Here is a 24,145-nt window from a genome sequence, read left to right as displayed (position 1 = left end):
TCGTACTGCCTTCAGCACCGCGCCATGCCTTGAACGTTTTTCAGGCGCTCCATATATGAAGACAGAATGGACGAACCGACGATGAATACCAATCCCCTGCTTGATTTTTCCGGCCTGCCACGCTTCGACGCGATCACGCACGAGCATGTCACGCCTGCCATCGACACCTTGCTGGAACAGGCGCGCGCCACGGTGGCGCAGCTGGAAGCGCCCATGGAAGAAGTGAGCTGGGACAATTTCGTCGCGCCCCAGGACCAGATCGCCGAAACCCTGGGCCGCGCCTGGAGCATCGTCAACCACTTGAACAGCGTGGTCGATACGCCCGAACTGCGCGCCGCCTACAATGCGAACCAGCCCAAGGTGACGGAATTCTGGACCGAACTGGGCCAGAACGAAATCCTGTTCGGCAAATACAAGCAACTGCAGGCGCGCGCCGATTTCGCCAGCCTGTCGCCCGCGCGCCGGCGCATCGTCGACAATGCCGTGCGCGACTTCCGCCTGGGCGGCGCCGAGTTGCCCGAAGACAAGAAAGAGCGCTTTGGCGCCATCCAGGAAGAGCACGCTGCCGTGTCGACGCGCTTTTCCGAAAACGTGCTCGACGCCACCAATGACTACAAGTTGCTGGTCGAGAACGAAGCTGAACTGGCCGGCCTGCCCGACGACGTGAAGGCCGCCGCGCGCGCCGCCGCCGACAAGGCAGGCAAGCAAGGCTATGAATTTTCGCTGCACTTCCCCTCGTATTACCCGATCCTGCAGTTTGCCGACAATCGCGCGCTGCGCGAAACCATCTACCGCGCCAACGCCACCAAGGCGTCGGACCAGGGCGAGGCCTTCAGCAAAAAAGACGACTGGGACAACACGCACAACATCGTCACCCTGTTGCAATTGCGCGAAGAAGAGGCAAAACTGCTCGGTTACGCCAATTTCGCCGAAGTGTCGCTGGTGTCGAAAATGGCCACGTCGCCCGCACAGGTCATCGCTTTCCTGGAAGACCTGGCCAAACGCGCGCGTCCGTTCGCCGAAAAGGACCTGGCCGAACTGAAACAGTTCGCGCGCGAAGAACTGGGCATCGCCGAGCTGCAGGCGTGGGACGTGCCGTACGCCTCCGAAAAGCTGCAGGAGCGCCGCTACGCGTTCTCGGCCCAGGAAGTGAAACAGTATTTCCCTGAACACAAGGTGATCGACGGCTTGTTCCGCCAGATCCAGAACCTGTTTGCCGTCGAGATCAAGCTCGATACAGCGCCCGTCTGGCATCCGGACGTGCGCTTTTACCGCATCGAGCGCGACGGCAAGCTGGTGGGCCAGTTCTACCTGGACCTGTATGCGCGCGCGGGCAAGAGCGGCGGCGCCTGGATGGACGACGCGCGCGGCCGCCGCGCCGATGCTGGCCACGTGCAAACGCCGATCGCTTATCTCACCTGCAACTTCACGCAGCCGGCCGTCGTCGACGGCCAAGTCCAGCCAGCGCTGTTCACCCACGATGAAGTGATCACCCTGTTCCACGAGTTCGGCCACGGCCTGCACCACATGCTGACGGTGGTCGACGAACTGGGCGTGTCGGGCATTGCCGGCGTCGAGTGGGATGCCGTGGAACTGCCATCGCAATTCATGGAAAACTTCTGCTGGGAATGGGAAGTGCTCGAACACATGACGGCCCATGCCGTCACGGGCGCACCGCTGCCGCGCGCGCTGTACGACAAGATGCTGGCGGCCAAGAATTTCCAGTCCGGCTTGCAAACCCTGCGCCAGGTGGAGTTTTCCTTGCTCGACATGCATCTGCACTACGACTACGACGCGGCCACGGGCCAGAGCGTGCAGCAGCTGATCGACGGCGTGCGCGCCAGGTTCGCGCTGCTGATCCCGCCTGCCTTCAACCGTTTCCAGAATGCCTTCGGGCATATCTTCGCGGGCGGCTACGCAGCCGGCTACTACAGCTACAAATGGGCCGAGGTGCTGTCCGCCGACGCCTATGCGGCGTTCGAGGAAGCCCGCGCGCTGGGACCGGCCGCCACCACGGCAGCGGGCAAGCGCTATCTGCAGGAAATCCTGTCCGTCGGCGGCTCGCGCCCCGCGCTGGAATCGTTCACGGCCTTCCGCGGCCGCGAACCGTCGATCGACGCCCTGCTGCGCCACAGCGGCATGGCCGCCTGAGTCCGCCATGAGCCGCGTCGATTTTCACAGCAACGTGCCGGACAAGCTGGCCTACGCCTGCCGCCTGGCGCGCAAGGCCTATATGGCCGGCAACAAGGTGGTCGTACTGGCGCAAGACGGCGCCCAGCTCGACGCCTTGAACCGCGCCATGTGGACGTTTTCCGCCACGGATTTCCTGCCGCACGTGCTGGCCGGCGATCCGCTGGCGGCGCAGACGCCCATCATCCTCACCGATGACGGGACGGCGGAGGTGCCGCACCACGACATCCTCGTCAACCTGTCGCAGTTGCCGCCAGCCAACTATGCGCAGTTCCAGCGCGTCTTCGAAATCGTCTCCATGGATGAGCAAGATGCGCAGGCGGGCCGCCAGCGCTTCCTGCACTACCGCCAGCAGGACGTGCAGCCGACCCACTTCGTTGCAGGTAAGACATGAGCCAGCAGCCATTCGACCAGGGCATCCCCCTGCTGACGGAGGTGCTGCTGGGGCCGGATGTGCCGGAGCCGGCGCCCGCGGTACCCGTTGTGCCGGCGGCGGCCCCTGTCCCGGCAGCGCCGCCTGCCGGGCAAGCGCCAGCGTTGCCGCCCAGCGTCGTGCAGCCCGACTGGGACGCCATCGAACAGCGGCTGACGCAGCGCATCCTGCATCAAGTCCAGGGCAAGATCGACCACCTGCTGGAAGAGCGCATCGCCCACGTCCTGCAGACGGCCCTGCAGAATGCCCTGATCGGCATGCGCGGTGCCCTGCGCGAAGACTTGCAGCAATCGCTGGAACAGATCGTCGCGCATGCGGTGAGCCATGAGCTGGGGCACTTGCACCCGCCGGCGCCGTAATCCCCTCGCTGTAATCCCCTCACTTTTACCCCCAAACAGCGAACGGCTGGGGTCAGACCCTCAGGGTCTGACCCCGGATGTCGTTTTGGGGTAGAAGAACGCAGATTTTCTTACACCCTTCCCCCTTGCAACGCCATTCTTTGGTGCGCTCGCGCCTGCGAAATCGGTGCATCGCGCCTCACTTTGGTGATTGTTGCGACAAAATGCAAAAAGCCCGAAAAGCGGCTTTGCGCCGCCTGTTTTTTGTTGTACCTTCTTCACACGTACCGCCCCTCGAAGCGGTTTTCACGAGACGCCGCCGTATCTTTATCCATTGGAGAATGTTTATGCTGCTCAAGACCAAAGTCCTTCCTCTCGCCCTCGCCCTCGCCTTTGCCGGCCATGCGGGCGCACAGGAAATCATCAAGATCGGCCACGTCGCCCCGGTCTCTGGCGCCAGCTCCCACCTGGGCAAGGATAATGAGAACGCGGCCAAGATGGCCATCGAGGACTTGAACGCCAAAGGCTTCAAGATCGACGGCAAGGCCGTGAAATTCGTGCTGGTCCCCGAAGATGACGCGGCCGATCCCAAGCAGGGCACGGCCGTGGCGCAAAAACTGGTCGATGCCAAGGTCAACGGCGTGGTGGGCCACCTGAATTCGGGCACGACGATACCCGCCTCGCGCATTTACTTCAATGCGGGCATTCCGCAGATTTCGCCGGCCGCCACCAACCCGACCTATACCCAGCAGAAATTCAACACGGCCTTCCGCGTGGTGGCCAACGACAACAAGCTGGGGGGGACGTTGGGCGCGTATGCCGTGGGCAAGCTGCAAGCGAAGAAAATCGCCGTCATCGATGACCGCACGGCCTACGGCCAGGGCGTGGCGGAGCAGTTCGTCAAGGGCGCCAAGAAGGCGGCGCCTAGCGTGCAAATCGTCGGCAAGGAATTTACCAATGCCAATGCGACCGACTTCAATGCCATTCTCACCAGCATCAAGTCAAAAAATCCCGATCTGATCTTTTTTGGCGGCATGGATTCCGTGGGCGGCCCCATGCTGCGCCAGATGAAGGCGCTGGGCATCAAGGCCAAGTTCATGGGCGGCGACGGCCTGTGCACGGAACCGCTGGGCCAACTGGCGGGCGACGCCGTGGGCGAAAACATGGTCACCTGCGCGGAAGCGGGCGGCGTGACGGGCGCGCAGCAAAAAGGCATGGACGATTTCCGCGCCCGCTACAAGCAGAAATACAATATGGAAGTGCAGCTGTATGCGCCCTACGTCTACGATGCCGTGATGACCATGGCCACCGCCATGGCCGACGCCAAATCGTCGAAGCCGTCCGTCTACCTGCCCTTCCTGGCCAAGGTGCACTACCAGGGCGTGACGGGCCCGATTGCGTTCGATGCCAACGGCGACATCAAGGATGGCGCGCTGACCTTGTTCACGTATCGCGATGGCAAGAAGACCAAGATGGAAGTGGTCAAATAATAGAACCTACTGCGCGGCGCGATTTGCGGCCTGCGATGCTCACTGTGCATTCGCACAGCTCCGCTTCTCGGCCACAACTCACATCCGGTCGCTACGGTTCTTGCTGTCCGGCTACGTAAGCCAGTAACCCTTCGGCCAGCGCGTCGAAGGTGGCGCGGCAGCGCAGGCTGCCGCGCAAGTCCTCATGCATGGTGACCCACGTTTCCATGGGCAGCGAAAACGCTTGCTGCAACACGCGCCGCAGCGATGGATCGCGCGCCGCCAGTCCCGCCTGGCACACGCCGATGCCCGCGCCCGCCCGTAGCAGGGCCAGCTGCGCCAGGTCGCTGTCGCTGCGCCAGGCAAAGTTTTCCCGCGCAAATCCCTGAAAGGCCGCGCCCGCGTTGCGCACGAAAGGGCTCGCCTCGTCGTAGCCGATGACGGCGTGGTGCGCCAGGTCCGCCAATGCCAGCGGCGTGCCGTGCCGCGCCAGATAGTCTGCGTGCGCATGCAGGCCCAGTTCGATGTCGCCCACCTTTCGCGCCACCAGCTGCTCCTGGCGGGGACGCAGCATGCGCACGGCAATGTCCGCTTCCCGGCGCAGCAAATCCTGTACTTTATTGCTCAATACCAATTCAATGGTCAAACCCGGATGGCGCGCGCGCAGGCGGGCCAGGATAGGCGGCAGCACTTCCACGCCCACCACCTCGCTGGCCGCGATGCGCACCACGCCGGCCACGCCCTGCCCCTGGCTGCTGGCGGCCCGCTCCATCAGGGCTGCCGTATGCTCCATGGTTTCCGCATGGGGCCGCAGTGCCAGTGCCACTTCCGTGGGCAGCAAGCCCAACTGGGAGCGCGTGAACAGGGTCGCGCCCAGCGCCTGCTCGAGCGCGGCGATATGCCGGCCCGCAGTGGGCTGCGTGATGCCCAGCGCGCGGGCGGCGCCGGACAGCGAGCCGTGCCTCAGCACGGCCAGCAGCGAACGGTAGTATTCCCAGGCGATGGCGGTAGTCATACATAAATGTATAGCCTGTACGCGATGTTCGTCAATTCCCAATTAGCCTTGCGCGGCAGATACTGGCGCCATCAACCACACGGAGGTCAGGATGGAAAACACGAAAAACACGGCATTGGTACTGGGCGCCACGGGCGGCATCGGCGGCGAGATGGTGCGCCAGTTGCTGGCGGCGGGCTGGCAGGTACGCGCCCTGACGCGGGGAGAAACGCCGCCGCCGCGGGGCGACCGCATCGAATGGCTGCGCGGCGATGCGCTGTCGCGCGCGGACGTGCTGGCGGCAGCCCGGGGCTGCGCCGTCATCGTGCACGCCGTCAACCCGCCCGGCTACCGACATTGGGGCCAGCTGGTGCTGCCCATGCTGGACAATACCATCGCCGCAGCGATTGCCGAAGGCGCCACTATCGTGCTGCCGGGCACCGTGTACAACTTCGGCCCCGACGCCTTCCCCGCATCGGAAGACTTACTTGCGGAAGACGCGCCGCAGCGCCCGCTGACGCGCAAGGGCGCCATCCGCGTGGAACTGGAAGCGCGCCTGGAACGGGCCGCCACGCAGGGCGCCAGGGTCCTGATCGTGCGGGCGGGCGACTTCTTCGGTCCCCGCGCCGGCAATAACTGGTTTTCGCAGGGCCTCGTCAAGCCTGGCCAGCCCGTGCGCAGCATCCTGTATCCGGGCGCGCCCGGCGTGGGCCACCAGTGGTCCTACCTGCCCGACGTGGCGCGCACGATGGTGCAATTGCTGGCCATGCGCGTCGCCCTGCCGCCGTTTGCGCGCTTTCACATGGCGGGCCACTGGGACCACGACGGCGAGCAAATGACGGGGGCGATTGCCCGCGTGGTGGAACAGGCGTCGGGCACGCGCCCCGTCATCCGGCGCTTTCCGTGGTGGCTGGTGGCGCTGGCGTCGCCGTTCGTGGCGACCCTGCGCGAAATGCGCGAGATGCGCTATTTATGGCAGACGCCCTTGTCCATGGACAACGCGCAACTGCTGGCCGTGCTGGGGCAGGAGCCGCATACGCCGCTCGACGAGGCGGTGCGGGCGACACTGGAGGGCATGGGCAATCTGCAAAAGGCGGCGGACAAAAAAAATGCGCCGGGATTGCCGGCGCGCTAATTGCAGGTACTACGGCACAGATTATTTCTGTGCCAGTACCCATTTGACCAGGGTGTGGGCTTCCGCATCGCTCACTTGCGGGTTGGCTGGCATCGGGATCGCGCCCCAAGTGCCGGAACCGCCCTTCATGACTTTCGCCACGAGCTTGGCTTCCGCGTCTTTCTGACCGGCATACTTGGCAGCCACGTCCTTGAACGCCGGGCCCACCAGTTTCGTGCTCACTGCGTGGCATGCCATGCAGTTCTTTGCTTTCGCCAGGTCAGGATTGGCCAACGCTGCTTGCGATGCCAGGGCCGACACGGCCAATACACTCACCAACATAAAACGTTTCATTGTCTTTTCTCCAAAGTTACTTCCTGCGGCATTTTACTGTGTTTCCGCAGATGCACCACGAGCCCAGATCAAGCGTTTCAATGTAGTAACGCAATGTAGTCAGCAGGCAGTCCTATTCTGCCCCAACTGCGCGGCCATGACCATGTTGTTTGTAAGGTGATGTAACGACGGCCGGCCCCGTCCAGTCAAACGGGGCCGGCCGTCGCACTTATGCAACAAATCAGCGTTTCTGCTTCTTCAGCTGGGAGAGATCGCGCACGGCGCCCCGGTCGGCCGACGTCGTCAGCGCCGCATACGCCTGCAGCGCCTGCGATACGTAGCGGTCGCGGTTGACGGGCAGCCACGCTGCATCGCCCTTCGCTTCCATGGCGGCGCGGCGCGCAGCCAGTTCGGCGTCGGTCACGCGCAGGTTGATGGTGCGCTCGGGGATGTCGATGTCGATGAAATCGCCCTCTTCCACCAGGCCGATGGCGCCCCCTTCGGCCGCTTCCGGCGATGCGTGGCCGATCACCAGGCCCGAGGAACCGCCCGAGAAGCGCCCGTCCGTGAACAGCGCGCACGCCTTGCCCAGGCCCTTCGATTTGATGTACGACGTCGGGTACAGCATTTCCTGCATGCCGGGGCCGCCTTTCGGGCCTTCGTAGCGGATGATGACGACGTCGCCTTCATGCACGGTATCAGCCAAAATCGCTTCAACGGCGGAATCCTGGCTTTCAAACACGCGTGCCTTGCCCGAGAATTTCAAAATGCTTTCATCGACGCCCGCCGTCTTGACGATGCAGCCCTTTTCCGCCAGGTTGCCGTACAAGACGGCCAGGCCGCCATCCTGCGAGTACGCGTGGGCCTTGTCGCGGATGCAGCCCGTGCTGCGGTCCGTGTCGACGGCAGCGAAGCGCTCGGACTGCGAGAACGCCGTCTGCGTGGGCACGCCGCCCGGCGCGGCGCGGAACAGTTCATGCACGGCCGGATTGTCCGTGCACATGATGTCGTTTTGCGCGATGGCGTCGGCCAGGGTGGGTGCGTGGATGGTCGGCAGGGTCGTGTTGAGCAGGCCGGCGCGCGCCAGTTCGCCCAGGATGCCCACGATGCCGCCCGCGCGGTGCACGTCCTCGATATGGTATTTGTCCGTCATCGGCGCCACCTTGCACAGGCATGGGACCTTGCGCGAAATGCGGTCGATGTCGGCCATCGTGAATGCCACTTCCGCCTCGTGCGCGGCGGCCAGCAAGTGCAGCACGGTGTTGGTCGAGCCGCCCATGGAGACGTCGAGCGCCATCGCGTTTTCAAACGCGGCCTTGGTGGCGATCGAGCGTGGCAGCACCGAATAGTCGTCCTGCTCGTAGTGGCGCTTGGCCAGGTCGACGATCAAACGGCCGGCGCGCAGGAACAGCTGCTGGCGGTCCGAGTGCGTGGCCAGGATGGTGCCGTTGCCGGGCAGGGCCAGGCCCAGCGCCTCGGTCAGGCAGTTCATCGAATTGGCCGTGAACATGCCGGAACAGGAACCGCAGGTCGGACAGGCCGAACGCTCGATCTCGGCCACGTCGGCATCGGACACCGTGCTGTCGCCCGCCTTGATCATGGCGTCGACCAGGTCCAGCTTGATGATCTTCTGCGCGCCGTTGACGACCTTGACGACCTTGCCCGCTTCCATCGGCCCGCCGGAAATGAACACGACGGGGATATTGATGCGCATGGCGGCCATCAGCATGCCCGGCGTGATCTTGTCGCAGTTCGAGATGCACACCATGGCGTCGGCGCAGTGGGCGTTGACCATGTATTCGACGGAGTCGGCGATCAGGTCGCGCGAAGGCAGCGAATACAGCATGCCGCCGTGGCCCATGGCGATGCCGTCATCGACGGCGATGGTGTTGAATTCCTTGGCCACGCCGCCGGCCGCTTCGATTTCGCGCGCCACCATCTGCCCCAGGTCCTTCAGGTGCACGTGGCCGGGCACGAATTGCGTGAACGAGTTGACGACGGCGATGATCGGCTTGTCGAAGTCGCCATCCTTCATGCCGGTGGCGCGCCACAGGGCGCGGGCGCCAGCCATGTTGCGGCCGTGGGTGGTGGTGCGGGAGCGGTATTGCGGCATGATGGGGACCTTCCAAGAAATGAATGATGCCTGACTGCGGCGGGGAGCCCTGGGCAAAACCCTGCGTGCAGTGGGGGTACGCCAGATTGCCTTGCGCGCGCCCCACTGTCAAATATATGATGCACGTGTCTGTGAGTCGTTTTATGTATCACAGGACTTATTCCACATGGAAACGCATATGAATCTTGAGCTGCGCCAGCTGCGCTATTTCGTCACCGTCGCCGAGGAATTGCACTTCGGCCGCGCCGCCGCGCGCCTGCACATGACGCAGCCGCCGCTGTCGCAAACCATCATGGCCCTGGAAGACTTGCTGGGCGCGCCCCTGTTCGTGCGCACGCGCCGCGAAGTGCAGCTGACGCCGGCCGGCAGCGCCCTGCTGCCCGAGGCGCGCCGGATGCTGGCGCAGGCGCACGATTTGCCCGCGCTGGTGCAGCGGGCCGCGCAGGGCGAAGCGGGCCGTCTGAGCCTGGCCTTCGTGTCCTCGGCCGACTACAGCGTGCTGCCGCCCTTGCTGCGCGCCTACCGCACGGCCTATCCGCAGGTGCAGATCGCGCTGCAGGAAGCCACGTCCGACCTGCAGCTGGACGAACTGCTGGCCGGGCGCACGGATGCGGGCCTGCTGATCCCGCCCCTGCCCGAAAAATCGAAGGAGGCGCTCGACTACCTGCCCGTGCTGGCCGAACCGCTGGTGCTGGCGGCGCCGTCCGGCCTGGACATGCTGACGGCGCCAGGGCCCGTGCGCCTGCGCGACCTGCCGGCGCTGCCCCTGATCATCTTCCCGCGCGCGATCTCGCCCGCCCTGCACGACGCCATCCTCGGCGTGTTCCGCGCGGCCGGCATCACGCCGCAGATCGGCCAGGAAGCGATCCAGATGCAAACCATCGTCAGCCTCGTCTCGGCTGGCATGGGCATCGCGCTTGTGCCACAATCGGTATCGAATCTGATGCGCCCGGGCGTAGAATACAGGCCGCTGCAGGACGCTACGCCGCTGGTGGAAACGGGCCTGGCCTGGCGCCGCGACAATCCGTCCGCCGTGCTGCAGGGCTTTCTGGCGCTGCTGCGCAAGCAGATCGGCGGTACTGCCCCTTAAATTAAGTGGCCGCTAAGGCAAAAAACCGCCAGCGCCGCCATACTACGCAACCTTAGCTTTAAACAAAGAAAGAAACCCCATGCTGATACACCCGATGCCCGATCCGATTGCCATCCAGATCGGCCCGCTCGCCGTGCACTGGTACGGCCTGATGTATGTGCTGGCCTTTGCCCTGTTCATCATCCTGGGCCGCGTGCGCATCAAGCAGCCGCACATCGCCGTGCTGGGCTGGAAGAAGGAAGACCTCGACGACATGCTGTTCTACGGCATGCTGGGCGTGGTGATCGGCGGGCGCCTGGGCGAGGTGCTGTTCTACCGCCCCGAATACTTCATGCACAATCCGCTCGAGATCTTCATGGTGTGGCATGGCGGCATGTCCTTCCATGGCGGCTTCCTCGGCGTCATCCTGGCCATGTACCTGTGGAGCCGCAAGGCGGGCCGCAACCTGTTCGACGTGCTCGACTTCATCGCCCCGCTGGTGCCGCTCGGCTACGCGGCCGGCCGCCTGGGCAACTTCATCAACGCCGAACTGCCGGGCCGCATCGCGCCGGACACCCTGCCTTGGGCCATGCAATGGCCGGGCATTCCGTATCCCGTGCACCCGTCGCCCATCTACCAGATGCTGGTCGACGGCATCCTCGTGTTCATCATCCTGTGGCTGTATGCGCGCAAGCAGCGTCCGCGCATGGCCGTGGGCGCCATGTTCACCCTGCTGTACGGCTGCGCGCGCTTCTTCACGGAATACTTCCGCACGCCGGACTGGGAAGTCGTGTGGCTGGGCGTACCGATCACGTCGGGCCAGATGCTGTCCTTGCCCATGATCGTCGGCGCCATCGCGCTGCTCGTGTGGGCATATAAAAGCCAGGTGATGGGCACGCCGCCCACCAAGACCCGCCCGGCAAACACGTAAACCGCCGCTCCCCCCGATGGCGCTCCAGACAGGCGCGCCATCCTCGCTCCCCTGGCAACCTTTCCCTCAAAGCAGCATAATTTCCTTGCGGAATGAATCTTCGCTTGCGATAGCGCGATGATCGCTTTACCCTGCAGCAAGAGCAGGGCATGCATTCATGCTGTGTTGGCAATTCGAGCCGGGGAGTCCCATCCATGCAATTTGCGAGGAAGACCACGACATTCTGGCTGGCGCTGGCGGGCGGCTATGTGCTGGCGCAGCTGGCCTTGACGGCCTGGGCCGGGAAGCACGGTCCCGCCGTCAGCTATCTGTTCGGCGTGACGGCGCCGCTGCTGGCGCTGGCCGCCTGCTGCCGCAACGCCTGCCTGAGCGCGCCCGGCGTCGTGCGCACGGGCTGGGGCCTGTTTGCGGCCGCCATGCTGTTCTGGAGCGGGGGCATGGCGCTGTCCGCCTGGCAAGACCTGAGCGGCCATGTGGCTTCCGACACGACGTATTTCTCCGATTTTGCCTACTTCATGTATGGCGCGCCCTTGCTGCTGGCCATTTCCTCGGTCAGCGACCGCCACCCTTCGCGCACCCTGCAATGGCTGGACGCCGTGCAAGTGTTGCTGGCCGCCTACCTGACCTATACAGCCATCTTTTCCGTCTCGCCCTTCGACCAGCGCTCGATCGCGCCGATACCCGCCAGCCTGCTGGTGACGACGTACAACGTGGAAAACCTGGTGCTGGCCTGCTGCGCCTCGCTGCGCCTGCTGGCGCACCGCCGCGATGGGGCACAAGGGCGTTTCTACCTGCTGCTCAGCGTGTTCCTGTGGTGCTACGCGGCCTGCGCGGGCGCCTATAACTACCTGACCCTGCATGCGCTGGCCGAAACCGGCCCCAGCGAGATACTGCCCAGCCTGCCTTTCCTGCTGCTGGCGGTGCTGGCCATGCACGTGCAGCCGGGCGAGGAAGAGGCGCGGCCGCCGCGGCCGTTGACCTTGCTGATTGACAACTTCAGTCCCATCTTCTTCACGGCGGCCCTGCTGGGTCTGGGATTCGTCGTGCTGCGCGAGCATTTCTACCTGGCGGCCAGCGCCCTGTTTGTCGCGCTGGCCGTCCACGCGCTGCGTTCGGCCACCCTGCAAAGCCGCTACATGCAAAGCGAACTGGCCTTGCGGGCGGCGCACGACAAGCTGGAAAAGCTGTCGCTGACGGATGGCTTGACGGGCATCGCCAACCGGCGCTGCCTGGACCAGGCCTTGCAGGCCGAGTGGCAGCGCGCCGCGCGCAACCAGCAAGCGCTGGCGCTGCTGATCATCGATATCGATTTCTTCAAAAGCCTCAACGACACCTTCGGCCACCCGTATGGCGACGCCTGCCTGGTGCAGATCGCGGCGGCCCTGAATTCGGCGCTGCCCCGTGCCAGCGACCTGGTGGGGCGCTTCGGCGGCGAGGAATTTGCCGCCATCCTGCCCGCCACCGACCGCGCGGGCGCGCTGGCCGTGGCGCACAAGATGCAGGAAGCGATCGCCGCTGCCGCCATCGCCCACGCGCCGTCGCGCGGCGGCCTGGTGACGGCCAGCATCGGCCTGGCCCTGAGCGACGGTGCTCAAACGCCGGCACAGCTGCTGGCGGCCGCCGACCAGGCCCTGTACCGGGCCAAGCAGAACGGCCGCAACCGGATCGAGGATTCGGCCTGAACTAGGCCTTCAGCTTGCCGGTAATGACCTTCCATTGCGCCGGCGTCACGGGCGTGATGGACAGGCGGCTGCCCTTCTTCAGCAGCAGCATGTCTTCCAGCTCCGGCATCTGGCGCATCTCGGACAGGGGCAGCAGCGCCGTCTTCTTCACGCCCCGCACATCGACGCTGATCCAGCGCGGCTGTTCCGGCGTAGCCTTGGCATCGAAATATTTACCGCCCGCTTCAAACTGGCTGTGATCGGGATAGGCCGCACTGGCCACTTCGGCCACGCCCGCCACGCCCGGCTGCGGGCAGCTGGAATGGTAGAACAGCACGCCGTCGCCCACGCGCATGCCGTCGCGCATGAAGTTGCGCGCCTGGTAGTTGCGCACGCCGAACCAGGGCATGGTGTGCGCGGGCGCGGCCATCAGGTCGTCGATGCTCACTTCATCGGGTTCGGACTTCATCAGCCAGTATTGTTTCATGTTCACTCCCTATCAAAAGCAACAGGCGTAAAAAAACGGTTGAGCATGATGCTGCAACCGTTTTCTTTGTACTGCAAATTGGGCCCCGCCTGTGCCGCTATGCCGGCATCCCGAACCAAACGGTTCAAGGTGGTCACGTTAGTTCAATTTCGGGTTCGTCGAACGAGCGACGCTCACTCCCATCAAACAAAATTCGCAACCGATGCGCATAAATGGTTCAAGGAATATATGGCAATCGCGAACACCGCAGGGTAGACGCAAGTTTACTCCTTTGATCGCGCATCGCAAAGACAAATCGTACCGTATCCGCTTAAAATCCAATTAATAACACCGAACAAAACCGTAGCGAGCGGAAGTGAATCGTGGTCGAGAAGCGCAACTGTGCGAATGCACAGAGAGCATCGCAGGCCGCAAGTCGCGACGCGCAGCAGGTTTGGTCCGGTGTTTAAAAAAGATTTTCCTGGGGCGTCAGCGCGCTGTCCAGGACCGTGTGCATGGCCGAGATTTTCTGCTTCACTTCCAGTATCGTCAATTCCGACAGCGGACCTTGCGGCGACTTCACGGACAGGAATTCCGCGGCCACGCCCAGGGCGGCCAGCACGGCGATGCGGTCATTGCCCTTGACCTTGCCCGCGTCGCGGATGGCTTTCATTTTGCTATCGAGATAGATCGCCGCTTCGCGCAGCGCGCGCTCTTCGCCGTCGCGGCACACCATGCTGTAGGACTGGCCCATGATATTGACATCGACACGCGGCATTACGCTTCCTTCTCGTTCTCGGCAATATAGGCGCCCGCTTCCGAAGCGGCTTGCTCCAGGCCAGCTTGCACCAGTTCGGGAATTTTCTCCAGCAACGCTTCCACCCGCTCCTGCGCCTCGCGCATGCGTTGCACATACAGGGCGTTGTCGGCGGCCAGCGCGGCATTGTCCTTGCGCAGTTGCGCGTTTTCACGGCGCAGCGCATGGGTCATTTCGGCCAGCAGGCCTATTTTGTCGGATAATTCGTTGAATTCGGAAATCATCCCGCCACTATAGGGCGGACGCTCCATGGGCGTCAATCGAATCACGCCGCTGTCACACATATTTACATCAATGCAGGGCAGTTGGCGGACAATACACGCTTTTTCCGGCGCTTTTCGCCATCTGCGCGCATCCGCCAGCGCCGCGACGGCGGCGTTTTACTCGTCGACGTAATCGGGTTCGATATCGAGTCCGCCATAGCGGTTTTCGCACGAGCGGCGCGTCAGCGTCTGTTGTCCGCCCTTGCCGTCAAGCACCATCGTCAAGTCGCGGCAAGTCTGGCGGTAGCTGCCGGGTTTGGCGTCCGTCCCCGAAGGCGTCAGGCGCACTGCCAGCGGCACGGCATTGCCCAGGCCCTTGTTGCTCCACTGGCGCGTCTTGCCATCCTCCTCATCCTTCAAGGTGCGCACGGCAGCCGTCAGCAAGGCCTGTTTTTCCTTCGCATTGAGCTTGGCGATGGTGACGTCGGACAGGAAAGGCGGAGACACGACGGGCGCCGGATCCTTGCCCTGCACATCCCAGCGGCCGCTGTTCTGCGAACAGGTGCGGCGGCTCAGGTCCTGCGACTTGCCGCCCGCCGTGACGACGAATTTCAGGTCGCGGCAGACATGCGCCTTCAAGCTGTGCTCCGTCATGCCGGAGTTGCTGAAGTTATACGTGACCGTCACCAGCACGCCGCGGTCGCCGCCGTTGTCCCAGACATGGGCTTGCTGGTCGTCGTCGTCCTTGTTCAAATCGTTGAACAAGTCATTGAGCAGCATTTCTTTTTCCAGCGGCGTCAGGGCCGCCACGGTGATCTCGTCGGCGATGGTGGGCGTCTGTGCGGCGGCATTGCCCAGGCAGGCAAGGCCGATGGCAGTGGCGCCCAGCAGGCGCAGCGCGGGATGGAAAAGGGGGAATGGCATGGTGTGCTTTCTCGTGCAAGTGGGGATGTGTGGCGATATTGATATGCAATTACAATCATCTTATCAAATCCCATAGTGAAACTCTGTTTCCCGTGCGTACAGGAACGCCCCCCTGCCGGACGACATGCTAGAGTCGCGCCTGTTGCTGACGCCCGGGGAGTTGGCTTGCGCCAGCGCAAACCCTGCGTAAATGCAGGCTGCGCAGAACGTCTATGCATATCTCCCCGGAGAATAAGCCCTTGAATAAGCCCCCTACCGTCCCTATAATTAGCACTCGTTAGTAGAGAGTGCTAACAAACTCTTTCGTAGCAATCCTCAGGACTGATGGTGCTTGCCAGGCAACTGCAGGGAACGCTACGCGGCGGGCGACGCCGCGATGCACCACTGCCGGATACGGGCAAGGACAGGATGACCGGGGGTTTGCTTGACCGTTGCGGGCTGCTTTCAACGGCGGTCAGTGAAAGCACGTCTGGCGCTGTGCCAGGCATGTGTTCATTTAGCAACACTTATCCATTGAACTTTAAGGAGTTTTGTATGAATCTGCGCCCATTGAACGATCGCGTCATCGTCAAACGCCTCGACCAGGAAACCAAGACTGCGTCCGGCCTCATCATTCCTGATGCAGCTGCTGAAAAACCGGATCAAGGCGAAGTCCTTGCCGTAGGCAATGGCAAGATTCTCGACGACGGCAAAGTCCGTCCTCTGGATGTCAAAGTGGGCGACCGCGTCCTGTTCGGCAAGTACGCCGGCCAAACCGTCAAAGTTGACGGCGATGAGCTGCTGGTCATGCGCGAAGAAGACATCATGGCGATCGTCGTCAAGTAATTGTTTCCACGTTGTAGACAGATACATCCCGAAACTCAGGAGAATTGAACATGGCAGCTAAAGAAGTAGTATTCGGCGACGCAGCGCGCGCCAAGATGGTCGAAGGCGTCAACATCCTCGCCAACGCAGTCAAAGTAACGCTGGGCCCGAAAGGCCGCAACGTGGTCCTGGAGCGCTCGTTCGGCGCCCCTACCGTCACCAAGGATGGTGTGTCGGTAGCGAAAGAAGTTGAACTCAAAGACAAGCTCATGAACATGGGCGCGCAAATGGTCAAGGAAGTTGCTTCCCGCACCAGCGACAACGCCGGCGACGGCACCACCACCGCCACCGTGCTGGCACAAGCCATCGTGCGCGAAGGCATGAAGTTCGTTGCCGCCGGCATGAACCCGATGGACCTGAAGCGCGGTATCGACAAAGCCGTTGCCGCCACCGTCGAAGAACTGGCGAAAATCGCCCGTCCTTGCACCACGACCAAGGAAATCGCCCAAGTCGGTTCGATCTCGGCCAACTCGGATGCATCGATCGGCGAGCGTATCGCTGAAGCGATGGAAAAAGTCGGCAAGGAAGGCGTCATCACCGTAGAAGACGGCAAGTCGCTGAACGACGAGCTGGACATCGTTGAAGGCATGCAGTTCGACCGCGGCTACCTGTCGCCATACTTCATCAACAACCCAGAGAAACAAGTTGCCGTACTGGACAGCCCATTCGTCCTGCTGTGCGACAAGAAAATCTCGAACATCCGTGACCTGCTGCCGGTACTGGAACAAGTCGCCAAAGCTGGCCGTCCACTGCTGATCATCGCAGAAGACATCGAAGGCGAAGCGCTGGCCACCCTGGTTGTGAACAACATCCGCGGCATCCTGAAAACTTGCGCAGTGAAAGCCCCTGGCTTCGGCGACCGCCGCAAGGCCATGCTGGAAGACATCGCTGTCCTGACCGGCGGCCAAGTGATCGCTGAAGAAGTCGGCCTGACCCTGGAAAAAGTGACCCTGGCCGAACTGGGCCAAGCGAAACGCATCGAAGTGGGCAAGGAAAACACCATCGTTATCGATGGCGCCGGCGAAGCTGCCTCGATCGAAGCACGCGTGAAACAAGTGCGTGTACAGATCGAAGAAGCGACCTCGGACTACGACCGTGAAAAACTGCAAGAGCGCGTAGCCAAACTGGCTGGCGGCGTTGCCGTGATCAAGGTTGGCGCAGCCACCGAAGTCGAAATGAAAGAGAAGAAAGCCCGCGTTGAAGATGCACTGCACGCAACCCGCGCTGCCGTGGAAGAAGGCATCGTGCCAGGCGGCGGCGTAGCCCTGCTGCGCGCACGCGCCAACATCACGGTCAAGGGCGACAATCCTGATCAAGACGCTGGTATCAAGATCGTCCTGCGCGCAATGGAAGAGCCACTGCGCATGATCGTGCAAAACGCTGGCGAAGAAGCTTCGGTCGTCGTGGCAGCCGTACTGGCTGGCTCGGGCAACTACGGCTACAACGCTGCCAACGGCACGTATGGCGACATGGTTGAAATGGGCGTCCTGGACCCAGCCAAAGTGACCCGTTCGGCGCTGCAAAACGCCGCTTCGATCGCTTCGCTGATGCTGACGACCGACTGCATGGTCTGCGAAATCGCTGACGACAAGGCAGCCGGCGGCATGGGCGGCGGCATGGGTGGTATGGGCGGCATGGGCGGCATGGACGGCATGATGTAATGTCCGGCGTCCCCGCGCGCAGGCGACGGCGCGCAGGGACGCATACGCCGGGACAGGACAGGCAGACCAAAAGCTGCGTGCACCTGCCCGGCGGCCCCGAAAGCTATCTTCTACGGAAGGTAGCTTTTTTTTCGCCTGTTGATTCAGCAAGCCTTCCAGGCTGGCCCGTATGGTAAGCCCATGTGGTAAGCCCGTGTGGCAAGCCTGCCGATTGCCGGCCTGGGCGTTTTGCTTTAGCATGGCCGCCATCGTCCCTCTTTCTCACGCCACCATCATGCCGCCACGCGCTTCCTCTTCCAAAACCACCGTCATCGCCGGCATCCTGGCCGGCTTGCTGGCCGCCGGGCTCGGCGCTTTCTACCTGCACCAGCAATCGGCGCCGCAGGCAGACAAAGCGCCGGCCGCGAGCAGCCAGACGGCGGCGCCGGAACAGAACGCGCGCGCCATCGATGCGCTGATGGCCTTGCCGGAAATCAAGGCGTGGTCCGCGCATATCGAAAAGGCGTCGGGCGGCCGCGCCCATGGCGCCGTGATGGAAACGTCGCCCGAGACGCGCCTCGTCGATGGCGCCGCCTACTATCAGCTGAGCTTTTTCGAAAACACGCCGGACGCCGCCCACCGCTGGGAAAGCTTTGTCGTCTCGCCAGACGGCAAGCGCATCCTCGTCGACGACATCGTCAGCGCTGAGCTGATCAGCCTGGAACAATGGCGCAAGGACAATGCGCCCATGCAGCGCGTCGCCACCCAGTAAAGCCCCCTGCGCCATCTGCGGGCGCGATGGCCAGGGACGCTTACCTTGCAGCGCAAGCTTTACTTTATGGCATCGAAGCCCGATACTCGCCCACATGCCCGCCACCACCGTCCGCCCCCTCACGCCTGACGACGCCCGCGCCTACCGCGCGCTGCGCCTGGCCGGCATCGCCGAACTGCCCGCCACCTTCTGCACCACGCACGCAGCGGAAAGCGGCTTGCCGCTGGCACAGATAGCCCAGCGCTTGCGCGCCACTGCGCACCAAATAATATTTGGCGTTTTCGACGGGGAACAATTGATCGCCATGGCCGGCCTGCGCCGCGAACCGATCGCCGTCGTGCATGACAAAGCCAGCCTGTGGGGCGTGTACGTGGCGCCGCAGGGGCGCGGACGCGGCGCGGGACGGCAGCTGGTGCAGGCGGCCATCGCGCATGCCTGCACCATCCCCGAGCTGGGCCGCGTGCGCCTGGCCGTGGCGCAGGACAACCTGGCCGCATTGACCCTGTACCTGAGCTGCGGTTTTACCCTGGAGGACAGTCCCGCCACGGATGGCATGCTGCAAATGCAGCGGATGCTGCCCCGCCCGGCGCGTGCCAATGCAAGCGCAAGTGCCGAAAGTAATGTCTTTATGAAAATCAATACCTTACAAATCCCTGCGAAATAGCGGACAGGCCGTTTTTTCTGTTGCAAGCAAACGCGGCAGGCCTTAGCATCGCGGCTTACAAAAAAAACTTGGGGAGAGCCAATGTCATCGGCCGAGACACAAACCGCCACGGGCAAAATGCCCCGGCAAATACCGTACATCATTGCCAACGAAGGCTGCGAACGCTTCAGCTTTTATGGCATGCGCAACATCCTGACGCCATTCCTCATCAGCACCCTGTTGCTGATGATCCCGATCGACCAGCGCACGGGCGAAGCCAAGCATGTGTTCCACACCTTCGTCATCGGCGTGTATTTCTTCCCGCTGCTGGGCGGCTGGCTGGCCGACCGCTTCTTTGGCAAATACAACACCATTTTCTGGCTCAGCCTCGTGTACTGCGCCGGCCATGCCTGCCTGGCCATCTTTGAAAACAGTGTCAACGGCTTCTATTTCGGCCTGTTCCTGATCGCCTTCGGCTCCGGCGGCATCAAGCCGCTCGTCGCTTCGTTCGTCGGCGACCAGTTCGACCAGACCAACAAGCACAAGGCCAAGCTGGTCTTCGACATGTTTTACTGGATCATCAACTTCGGCTCCTTCTTCGCTTCGCTGCTGATGCCGATATTCCTGCGCGACTACGGTCCGTCGATCGCCTTCGGCATCCCGGGCCTGATGATGCTGGCCGCCACCGTCGTCTTCTGGATGGGCGCCAAGAAATACGTGCACGTGCCGCCGGCGCCGCCCAATCCCGATTCGTTCACCCGCGTGGCCCGCACGGCCCTGCTGGCCCGCGTCGACGGCGGTTCGCGTCCCGGCCTGTACGTGGCGTATGTGGGCGTGATCGGCGCCCTGTATGCGTTCTACAGCATTCCCGAATGGGGCTTCGTGATTTCCGCGTGTACGGCGCTGGTATTGCTGCTGGCCTTCGGCAGCATCGGCACGGCCATGCAGCTGGAACGCGCGCGCGGCATCCACCCGGACGAAGCCGTCGAAGGCGTGCGCGCCGTGCTGCGCATCCTCGTCATCTTCGCCCTCGTCACGCCGTTCTTCTCGCTGTTCGACCAGAAGGCCTCGACGTGGATCGTGCAAGCGAACACCATGGAAAAACCAAGCTGGTTCCTGCCGGCGCAGATGCAGGCGCTGAACCCGATGCTGGTAATGCTCCTGATCCCGTTCAACAACCTGGTGCTGTACCCGATGCTGAACCGCTTCGGCCTGGAAGCGACGGCCCTGCGCCGCATGACGGCCGGTATCGGCTTTTCCTCGCTGGCCTGGATCGTCATCGGTCTGCTGCAGCTGGCCCTCGACAGCGGCAATGCCGTCTCCATCATGTGGCAGATCCTGCCGTATGCGCTGCTGACGTTCGGCGAAGTGCTGGTCTCGGCCACGGGCCTGGAGTTTGCGTACAGCCAGGCGCCCGTGTCCATGAAGGGCGCCATCATGAGCTTCTGGAACCTGTCGACCACGGTGGGCAACCTGTGGGTGCTGATCGTCAACCGCAGCGTCATGAACGAAGGCGTGATCGGCAAGATCGCCGAGAGCGGCATCAGCGTGACGGCCTTCCAGATGTTCTTCTTCGCCGCGTTTGCCGCCGTCGCCATGCTGGCCTTCGGCCTGTATGCGAAGCGCTACAAGATGGTCGACAACTACCGCCAGGCAGCCATCCCGGCAAAAGCGTGATGCCGGTGTGAGCTGACGCAAAAGGGCGCCTTCGGGCGCCCTTTTTTACGTCGTCACCGTGGGCGCGTCGCGCCCCGTGCGCGCGCGGATCTGCGCCACCGTTTCCGCCACGCCGATCAAGCCCGCCAGCGCTTCCTGCGTGGGTATGGCGTGCTGCGCGGGATCGGCTGCGTAGCGCTCCAGGTACAGGCGCAGGGTGGCGCCTTCCGTGCCCGTGCCGGACAGGCGCAGCACGATGCGCGCGCCATCCGTCATGACGATGCGGATGCCCTGCTGCGTGGCCACGGAACCGTCGACGGGGTCCGTGTAGCTGAAATCGTCGGCCAGCGCCACCGTGTAGCCATCGAATACCTGGCCCGGCAAGGCGGCCAGCCGGCCCCGCACGGCCTCCATCAGCTGCTGCGCGCCGGCGCTGTCGATGTCTTCGTAGTCGTGGCGCGAATAATAGTTGCGGCCATGGGCGGCCCAGTGGGCGCGCACGATGGCTTCCACGGACTGTCCTTTCGCTGCCAGCAGGTTGAGCCAGAACAGCACGGCCCACACGCCATCTTTTTCGCGCACGTGATGCGAACCCGTGCCGTAGCTTTCCTCGCCGCACAAGGTCGCCATGCCCGCGTCGAGCAGGGTGCCGAAGAATTTCCAGCCCGTCGGCGTCTCGAAGCAGGGAATGCCCAGCGCGCCAGCGACCCGGTCGGCCGCGCCCGACGTGGGCATGGAACGGGCGATGCCCGCCAATCCCCCGCGGTAGCCGGGCGCCACGGCGGCGTTGGCGGCCAGGATGGCCAGGCTGTCCGAGGGCGTGACGTCGAAGCGGCGGCCCACGATCATGTTGCGGTCGCCGTCGCCGTCCGAGGCGGCGCCGAAGTCCGGCCCATCGTCCGCCGCCATGATGGCGATCAGTTCCTGCGCGTTGACGGGATTCGGGTCGGGATGGCCGCCGCCGAAGTCTTCCAGGGGCACGCCGTTGATGACGCTGCCCTTGGGCGCGCCCAGCATGCCTTCCAGGATGGCCGTCGCATACGGTCCCGAGACGGCGTGCATGCCGTCAAAGCAGATGCGCAGGCCGCCCGCGAACAGGGCGCGGATGGCGTCGAAATCGAACAGCTGCTGCATCAGTTCCGCGTAATCGAGAACCGGGTCGATCACTTCGACCTCCATCTGCTCGATGCGCACGGTGCCCAGCTGGTCGAGGTCGATGTCGGCGGCGTCGCTGATGCGGTATTCAGTGATGGCCTGCGTGCGCGCAAACATGGCTTCCGTGACCTTTTCGGGCGCCGGTCCGCCATTGGCGATGTTGTACTTGATGCCGAAATCGCCATCGGGGCCGCCCGGATTATGGCTGGCCGACAGGATGATGCCGCCGCTGGCGCCATGCTTGCGGATCACGCAGCTGACGGCCGGCGTCGACAGGATGCCGCCCTGCCCCAGCAGCACGCGCGCATAGCCGTGCGCGGCCGCCATGCGCAGCACCGTCTGGATGGCCGCGCGGTTGTAGAAGCGGCCGTCGCCGCCCAGCACCAGGGTCTGGCCGCGGCAGTCGCCCACGGTATCGAACACGCTCTGGACGAAGTTTTCCAGGTATTGGGGCGCGCTGAAGACCGCCACCTTCTTGCGCAAGCCCGAGGTGCCGGGCCGCTGGCCGGCAATCGGCGCCGTATTGATGATTTGAATAGCCATGTTATCTCCCCATTAACTTCCAATGCTAATCGATGCGGGCCGCCGGACAAAGCGTTGTACGCCTGCCACGGTGCGCCAAACCGCTTAGCAAGGCATCCCACCGGGCCAACTCTTGCAATATAATGAGAATCATTCTCATATGTGGCGCTCCCAGGCTGCAGGATCACAAGAACATCGGACGCCGTGGTTGCACGCTATTACCAAGAACTGTTGAACTTTTGCTGGCGCAGCTTGCGCAACCGCGAGGCTGCTGCCGACCTGGTGCAGGAAAGCTATGTGCGCGTGCTGGGCGAACAGGCCGTGCGCGAACCGCGCGCGCTGCTGTACCACACGGCGCGCAACCTGCTGGTCGACAGCCACCGCCGTGCCGCCGTGCGCCAGCACGAGGAACTCGACGCCCTGCCCGATACGGCGCATCCGGCCGCGCCATGGCATCTGCAGCCGGAACAGGCGCTGGAACAGCGCCAGGACTGGCAAGCCTGCGTGGCCGCCATCGATGCCCTGCCGCCCCGCTGCCGCGACGCCTTCGTGCTGCACGTGTTCGAGGAATTGCCGCACGCACAGATCGCCGCGCGCATGGGCATTTCCGTGAGCATGGTGGAAAAGCATATCGCGCGCGGCATGCTCAGTTGCCAGGCGCAGTTGCATTCCCTGCGGAAAGCCACATAATGGCGCCCATGACCGCTCTCCCGTCCCGCCACGCTTTCGGCCCCTCCGCCCAGGAGCAGACAGACTTGCGCGAGTACGCCGACTTTGCCGCCACACAGGACGGCGTGGCGCTGGCGGCCGCCACCTGGTTCAGCCGCCGCCAGCATCTCGATGCGCAGGAACAGGCTGGCTTGGCCGCCTGGCTGGCGGCCGACCCGCTGCACGCCCACGCGTATGCGCAACTGCAGCATGCGCACGGCGTGGCGCGCCGGATTCCTGCGCACATCGCTGCGCGCTGGGCCGTGCCGCAGGCGGCGCCAGCGCCAGCACAAGCGCCCCGCCGCCCGTTTCTGCGCTCCCTGCTGCCATATGCGGCGGCCGCCATGCTGCTGTTCGGCGTGGGCGCGGGCGGCTACCATTGGTGGCAGCAACCCGTGTTCAGCCAGTCGTATGCCAGCGCGCGCGGCCAGCGCCTGGCCGTCGCGCTGCCCGACGGCAGCACGCTGCAGCTCGACACGGCCACGCAGCTGCACGTCACGCTGTACCGCCAGCGCCGCGAAGTGCGCCTGGCGCATGGCGAGGCGCTGTTCCAGGTGCAATCGAAGCAGGGCCAGCCGTTTAACGTGCTCAGCGGTCCCGTGACGGTGACGGTGGTGGGCACGCAGTTTTCCGTACGCAACACCCTGGCGCACGACGGCCAGCTGCGCGTGGCCGTGCAGCACGGCCATGTGCGCGTGGCCGTGCAGCACGGCCATGTGCGCGTGGCGGGCGCGCGGCAGGAGCAGGTCGCGCTGACGGCCGGCCAGGGAATCACTGCCGACGCCGGCGGCCGCCTGTCTGCGGTCGCCAGCCTGGCGCCGGACAGCGTGGCGCCCTGGCGCACCGGCAGGGTCACCTTCGACAATGTGCCGCTGGGCGCGGCGCTGGCCGAATTCGAGCGCTACGGCGACACGGGCCTGGTCGTGCGCGATCCCGCCGTGGCGCGGCTGCGCATCGGCGGCAGTTTCAGCCTGACCCAGCTGGACCGCTTCGCCGCCGCCCTGCCCCAGCTGTTGCCCGTGCAGATAGTGCGCAGCGGCGCGACCAGCACCATCAGCATGGCGCCGAAAGCCGCCGCGCAGGCGCCGGCCATGCAGCTCCCAAAAAATAAATGAAAATAATTCGCATTC

Annotated in this window: 23 protein-coding genes and 1 other RNA gene; 15 read left to right on the top strand and 9 right to left on the bottom strand. The window is 63.8% G+C overall.

Annotated features, from left to right (window positions below):
- Positions 1 to 66 precede the first annotated feature (66 nt).
- The 4 genes from VPH41_RS03810 to VPH41_RS03795 all read left to right on the top strand — a co-directional run bounded on the left by VPH41_RS03810 (position 67) and on the right by VPH41_RS03795 (position 4,451).
- The gene (locus VPH41_RS03810; RefSeq protein WP_442906214.1) at positions 67 to 2,151 is read left to right on the top strand and encodes a M3 family metallopeptidase; all 2,085 of its coding nucleotides are present in this window, start codon (positions 67 to 69) and stop codon (positions 2,149 to 2,151) included.
- Positions 2,152 to 2,158: 7 nt separating this feature from the next.
- The gene (locus tag VPH41_RS03805; protein WP_328569022.1) at positions 2,159 to 2,584 is read left to right on the top strand and encodes a DNA polymerase III subunit chi; all 426 of its coding nucleotides are present in this window, start codon (positions 2,159 to 2,161) and stop codon (positions 2,582 to 2,584) included.
- On the top strand, positions 2,581 to 2,982 hold the full coding sequence (locus tag VPH41_RS03800) for a hypothetical protein (protein ID WP_328569021.1): 402 nt from the start codon (positions 2,581 to 2,583) through the stop codon (positions 2,980 to 2,982). The genes VPH41_RS03805 and VPH41_RS03800 overlap by 4 nt, the downstream gene beginning before the upstream one ends.
- A 326-nt stretch (positions 2,983 to 3,308) precedes the next feature.
- Positions 3,309 to 4,451 (top strand): branched-chain amino acid ABC transporter substrate-binding protein, encoded by a 1,143-nt coding sequence (locus tag VPH41_RS03795; RefSeq protein ID WP_328569020.1) that lies wholly within the window; start codon positions 3,309 to 3,311, stop codon positions 4,449 to 4,451.
- Between the two features lie 91 nt (positions 4,452 to 4,542).
- Here the strand turns inward: VPH41_RS03795 and VPH41_RS03790 are convergent, their stop codons facing one another.
- A complete protein-coding gene (locus tag VPH41_RS03790; RefSeq protein ID WP_328569019.1) occupies positions 4,543 to 5,445 on the bottom strand; it encodes a LysR family transcriptional regulator in 903 nt (300 codons plus the stop codon).
- Positions 5,446 to 5,536: 91 nt separating this feature from the next.
- On the opposite strand from VPH41_RS03790, the gene VPH41_RS03785 reads away from it, so the two are divergent.
- Complete coding sequence (locus VPH41_RS03785) at positions 5,537 to 6,559, top strand: NAD-dependent epimerase/dehydratase family protein (RefSeq protein ID WP_328569018.1); 1,023 nt, start codon at positions 5,537 to 5,539, stop codon at positions 6,557 to 6,559.
- A gap of 21 nt (positions 6,560 to 6,580) precedes the next feature.
- Here VPH41_RS03785 and VPH41_RS03780 read toward each other — a convergent pair whose 3' ends face one another.
- Both VPH41_RS03780 and ilvD read right to left on the bottom strand, forming a co-directional pair.
- Positions 6,581 to 6,892 (bottom strand): c-type cytochrome, encoded by a 312-nt coding sequence (locus VPH41_RS03780; protein WP_034786554.1) that lies wholly within the window; start codon positions 6,890 to 6,892, stop codon positions 6,581 to 6,583.
- A 220-nt stretch (positions 6,893 to 7,112) separates the two neighbouring features.
- On the bottom strand, positions 7,113 to 8,984 hold the full coding sequence (gene ilvD, locus VPH41_RS03775) for a dihydroxy-acid dehydratase (RefSeq protein ID WP_328569017.1): 1,872 nt from the start codon (positions 8,982 to 8,984) through the stop codon (positions 7,113 to 7,115).
- A gap of 178 nt (positions 8,985 to 9,162) precedes the next feature.
- On the opposite strand from ilvD, the gene VPH41_RS03770 reads away from it, so the two are divergent.
- The 3 genes from VPH41_RS03770 to VPH41_RS03760 all read left to right on the top strand — a co-directional run bounded on the left by VPH41_RS03770 (position 9,163) and on the right by VPH41_RS03760 (position 12,666).
- Positions 9,163 to 10,074 carry a LysR family transcriptional regulator gene (locus VPH41_RS03770; RefSeq protein ID WP_328569016.1) on the top strand — a complete coding sequence of 304 codons (912 nt, stop codon included), beginning with the start codon at positions 9,163 to 9,165 and terminating at the stop codon, positions 10,072 to 10,074.
- Between the two features lie 79 nt (positions 10,075 to 10,153).
- On the top strand, positions 10,154 to 10,984 hold the full coding sequence (lgt, locus tag VPH41_RS03765; protein WP_305052984.1) for a prolipoprotein diacylglyceryl transferase: 831 nt from the start codon (positions 10,154 to 10,156) through the stop codon (positions 10,982 to 10,984).
- A 194-nt stretch (positions 10,985 to 11,178) separates the two neighbouring features.
- Positions 11,179 to 12,666 (top strand): GGDEF domain-containing protein, encoded by a 1,488-nt coding sequence (locus VPH41_RS03760; protein WP_328569015.1) that lies wholly within the window; start codon positions 11,179 to 11,181, stop codon positions 12,664 to 12,666.
- 1 nt (position 12,667) lies between these two features.
- Here the strand turns inward: VPH41_RS03760 and VPH41_RS03755 are convergent, their stop codons facing one another.
- The 5 genes from VPH41_RS03755 to VPH41_RS03735 all read right to left on the bottom strand — a co-directional run bounded on the left by VPH41_RS03755 (position 12,668) and on the right by VPH41_RS03735 (position 15,055).
- Complete coding sequence (locus VPH41_RS03755) at positions 12,668 to 13,132, bottom strand: EVE domain-containing protein (RefSeq protein ID WP_328569014.1); 465 nt, start codon at positions 13,130 to 13,132, stop codon at positions 12,668 to 12,670.
- Between the two features lie 78 nt (positions 13,133 to 13,210).
- A non-coding RNA gene (ssrS, locus tag VPH41_RS03750) (6S RNA) lies at positions 13,211 to 13,388 on the bottom strand.
- Between the two features lie 189 nt (positions 13,389 to 13,577).
- Complete coding sequence (locus tag VPH41_RS03745; protein WP_034747344.1) at positions 13,578 to 13,889, bottom strand: cell division protein ZapA; 312 nt, start codon at positions 13,887 to 13,889, stop codon at positions 13,578 to 13,580.
- Positions 13,889 to 14,152: a hypothetical protein gene (locus VPH41_RS03740; protein WP_035821615.1), complete on the bottom strand. Its 264-nt coding sequence runs from the start codon at positions 14,150 to 14,152 to the stop codon at positions 13,889 to 13,891. Before VPH41_RS03740 ends, VPH41_RS03745 begins: the two co-directional genes overlap by 1 nt.
- 156 nt (positions 14,153 to 14,308) lie before the next feature.
- Positions 14,309 to 15,055, bottom strand: coding sequence for a hypothetical protein (locus VPH41_RS03735; protein ID WP_328569013.1), 747 nt, complete (start codon positions 15,053 to 15,055; stop codon positions 14,309 to 14,311).
- A 534-nt stretch (positions 15,056 to 15,589) separates the two neighbouring features.
- Between VPH41_RS03735 and groES the strand changes: the two genes are divergently transcribed.
- The 5 genes from groES (at position 15,590) to VPH41_RS03710 (ending at position 20,651) form a co-directional block, all read left to right on the top strand.
- Positions 15,590 to 15,880 carry a co-chaperone GroES gene (groES, locus tag VPH41_RS03730; RefSeq protein ID WP_010400979.1) on the top strand — a complete coding sequence of 97 codons (291 nt, stop codon included), beginning with the start codon at positions 15,590 to 15,592 and terminating at the stop codon, positions 15,878 to 15,880.
- A gap of 50 nt (positions 15,881 to 15,930) precedes the next feature.
- Complete coding sequence (groL, locus tag VPH41_RS03725; protein WP_152283302.1) at positions 15,931 to 17,580, top strand: chaperonin GroEL; 1,650 nt, start codon at positions 15,931 to 15,933, stop codon at positions 17,578 to 17,580.
- A 238-nt stretch (positions 17,581 to 17,818) separates the two neighbouring features.
- Positions 17,819 to 18,331, top strand: a complete 513-nt coding sequence (locus tag VPH41_RS03720) for a hypothetical protein (RefSeq protein WP_226941416.1) — start codon at positions 17,819 to 17,821, stop codon at positions 18,329 to 18,331.
- 94 nt (positions 18,332 to 18,425) lie between these two features.
- Positions 18,426 to 18,995 (top strand): GNAT family N-acetyltransferase, encoded by a 570-nt coding sequence (locus VPH41_RS03715; RefSeq protein ID WP_328569012.1) that lies wholly within the window; start codon positions 18,426 to 18,428, stop codon positions 18,993 to 18,995.
- A gap of 117 nt (positions 18,996 to 19,112) precedes the next feature.
- Positions 19,113 to 20,651 (top strand): POT-type proton-dependent oligopeptide transporter, encoded by a 1,539-nt coding sequence (locus VPH41_RS03710; protein WP_193317525.1) that lies wholly within the window; start codon positions 19,113 to 19,115, stop codon positions 20,649 to 20,651.
- A 45-nt stretch (positions 20,652 to 20,696) separates the two neighbouring features.
- On the opposite strand, the gene VPH41_RS03705 is transcribed toward VPH41_RS03710, so the two are convergent.
- Positions 20,697 to 22,328 carry an alpha-D-glucose phosphate-specific phosphoglucomutase gene (locus VPH41_RS03705; protein WP_328569011.1) on the bottom strand — a complete coding sequence of 544 codons (1,632 nt, stop codon included), beginning with the start codon at positions 22,326 to 22,328 and terminating at the stop codon, positions 20,697 to 20,699.
- 183 nt (positions 22,329 to 22,511) lie between these two features.
- Here VPH41_RS03705 and VPH41_RS03700 point away from each other — a divergent pair, with 183 nt between their 5' ends.
- Positions 22,512 to 22,997 (top strand): sigma-70 family RNA polymerase sigma factor, encoded by a 486-nt coding sequence (locus tag VPH41_RS03700; RefSeq protein ID WP_287779785.1) that lies wholly within the window; start codon positions 22,512 to 22,514, stop codon positions 22,995 to 22,997.
- An 8-nt stretch (positions 22,998 to 23,005) separates the two neighbouring features.
- Entirely contained in the window at positions 23,006 to 24,130 is a 1,125-nt protein-coding gene (locus VPH41_RS03695; protein WP_328569009.1) for a FecR family protein, read from the top strand.
- Positions 24,131 to 24,145 lie beyond the last annotated feature (15 nt).

Source organism: Janthinobacterium sp. P210006 (assembly GCF_036231885.1).
GTDB classification, from domain to species: domain Bacteria; phylum Pseudomonadota; class Gammaproteobacteria; order Burkholderiales; family Burkholderiaceae_D; genus Janthinobacterium; species Janthinobacterium violaceinigrum.
Note: the sequence above shows the minus strand (reverse complement) of the source record. Positions and strands in the feature narration are given on the sequence as shown.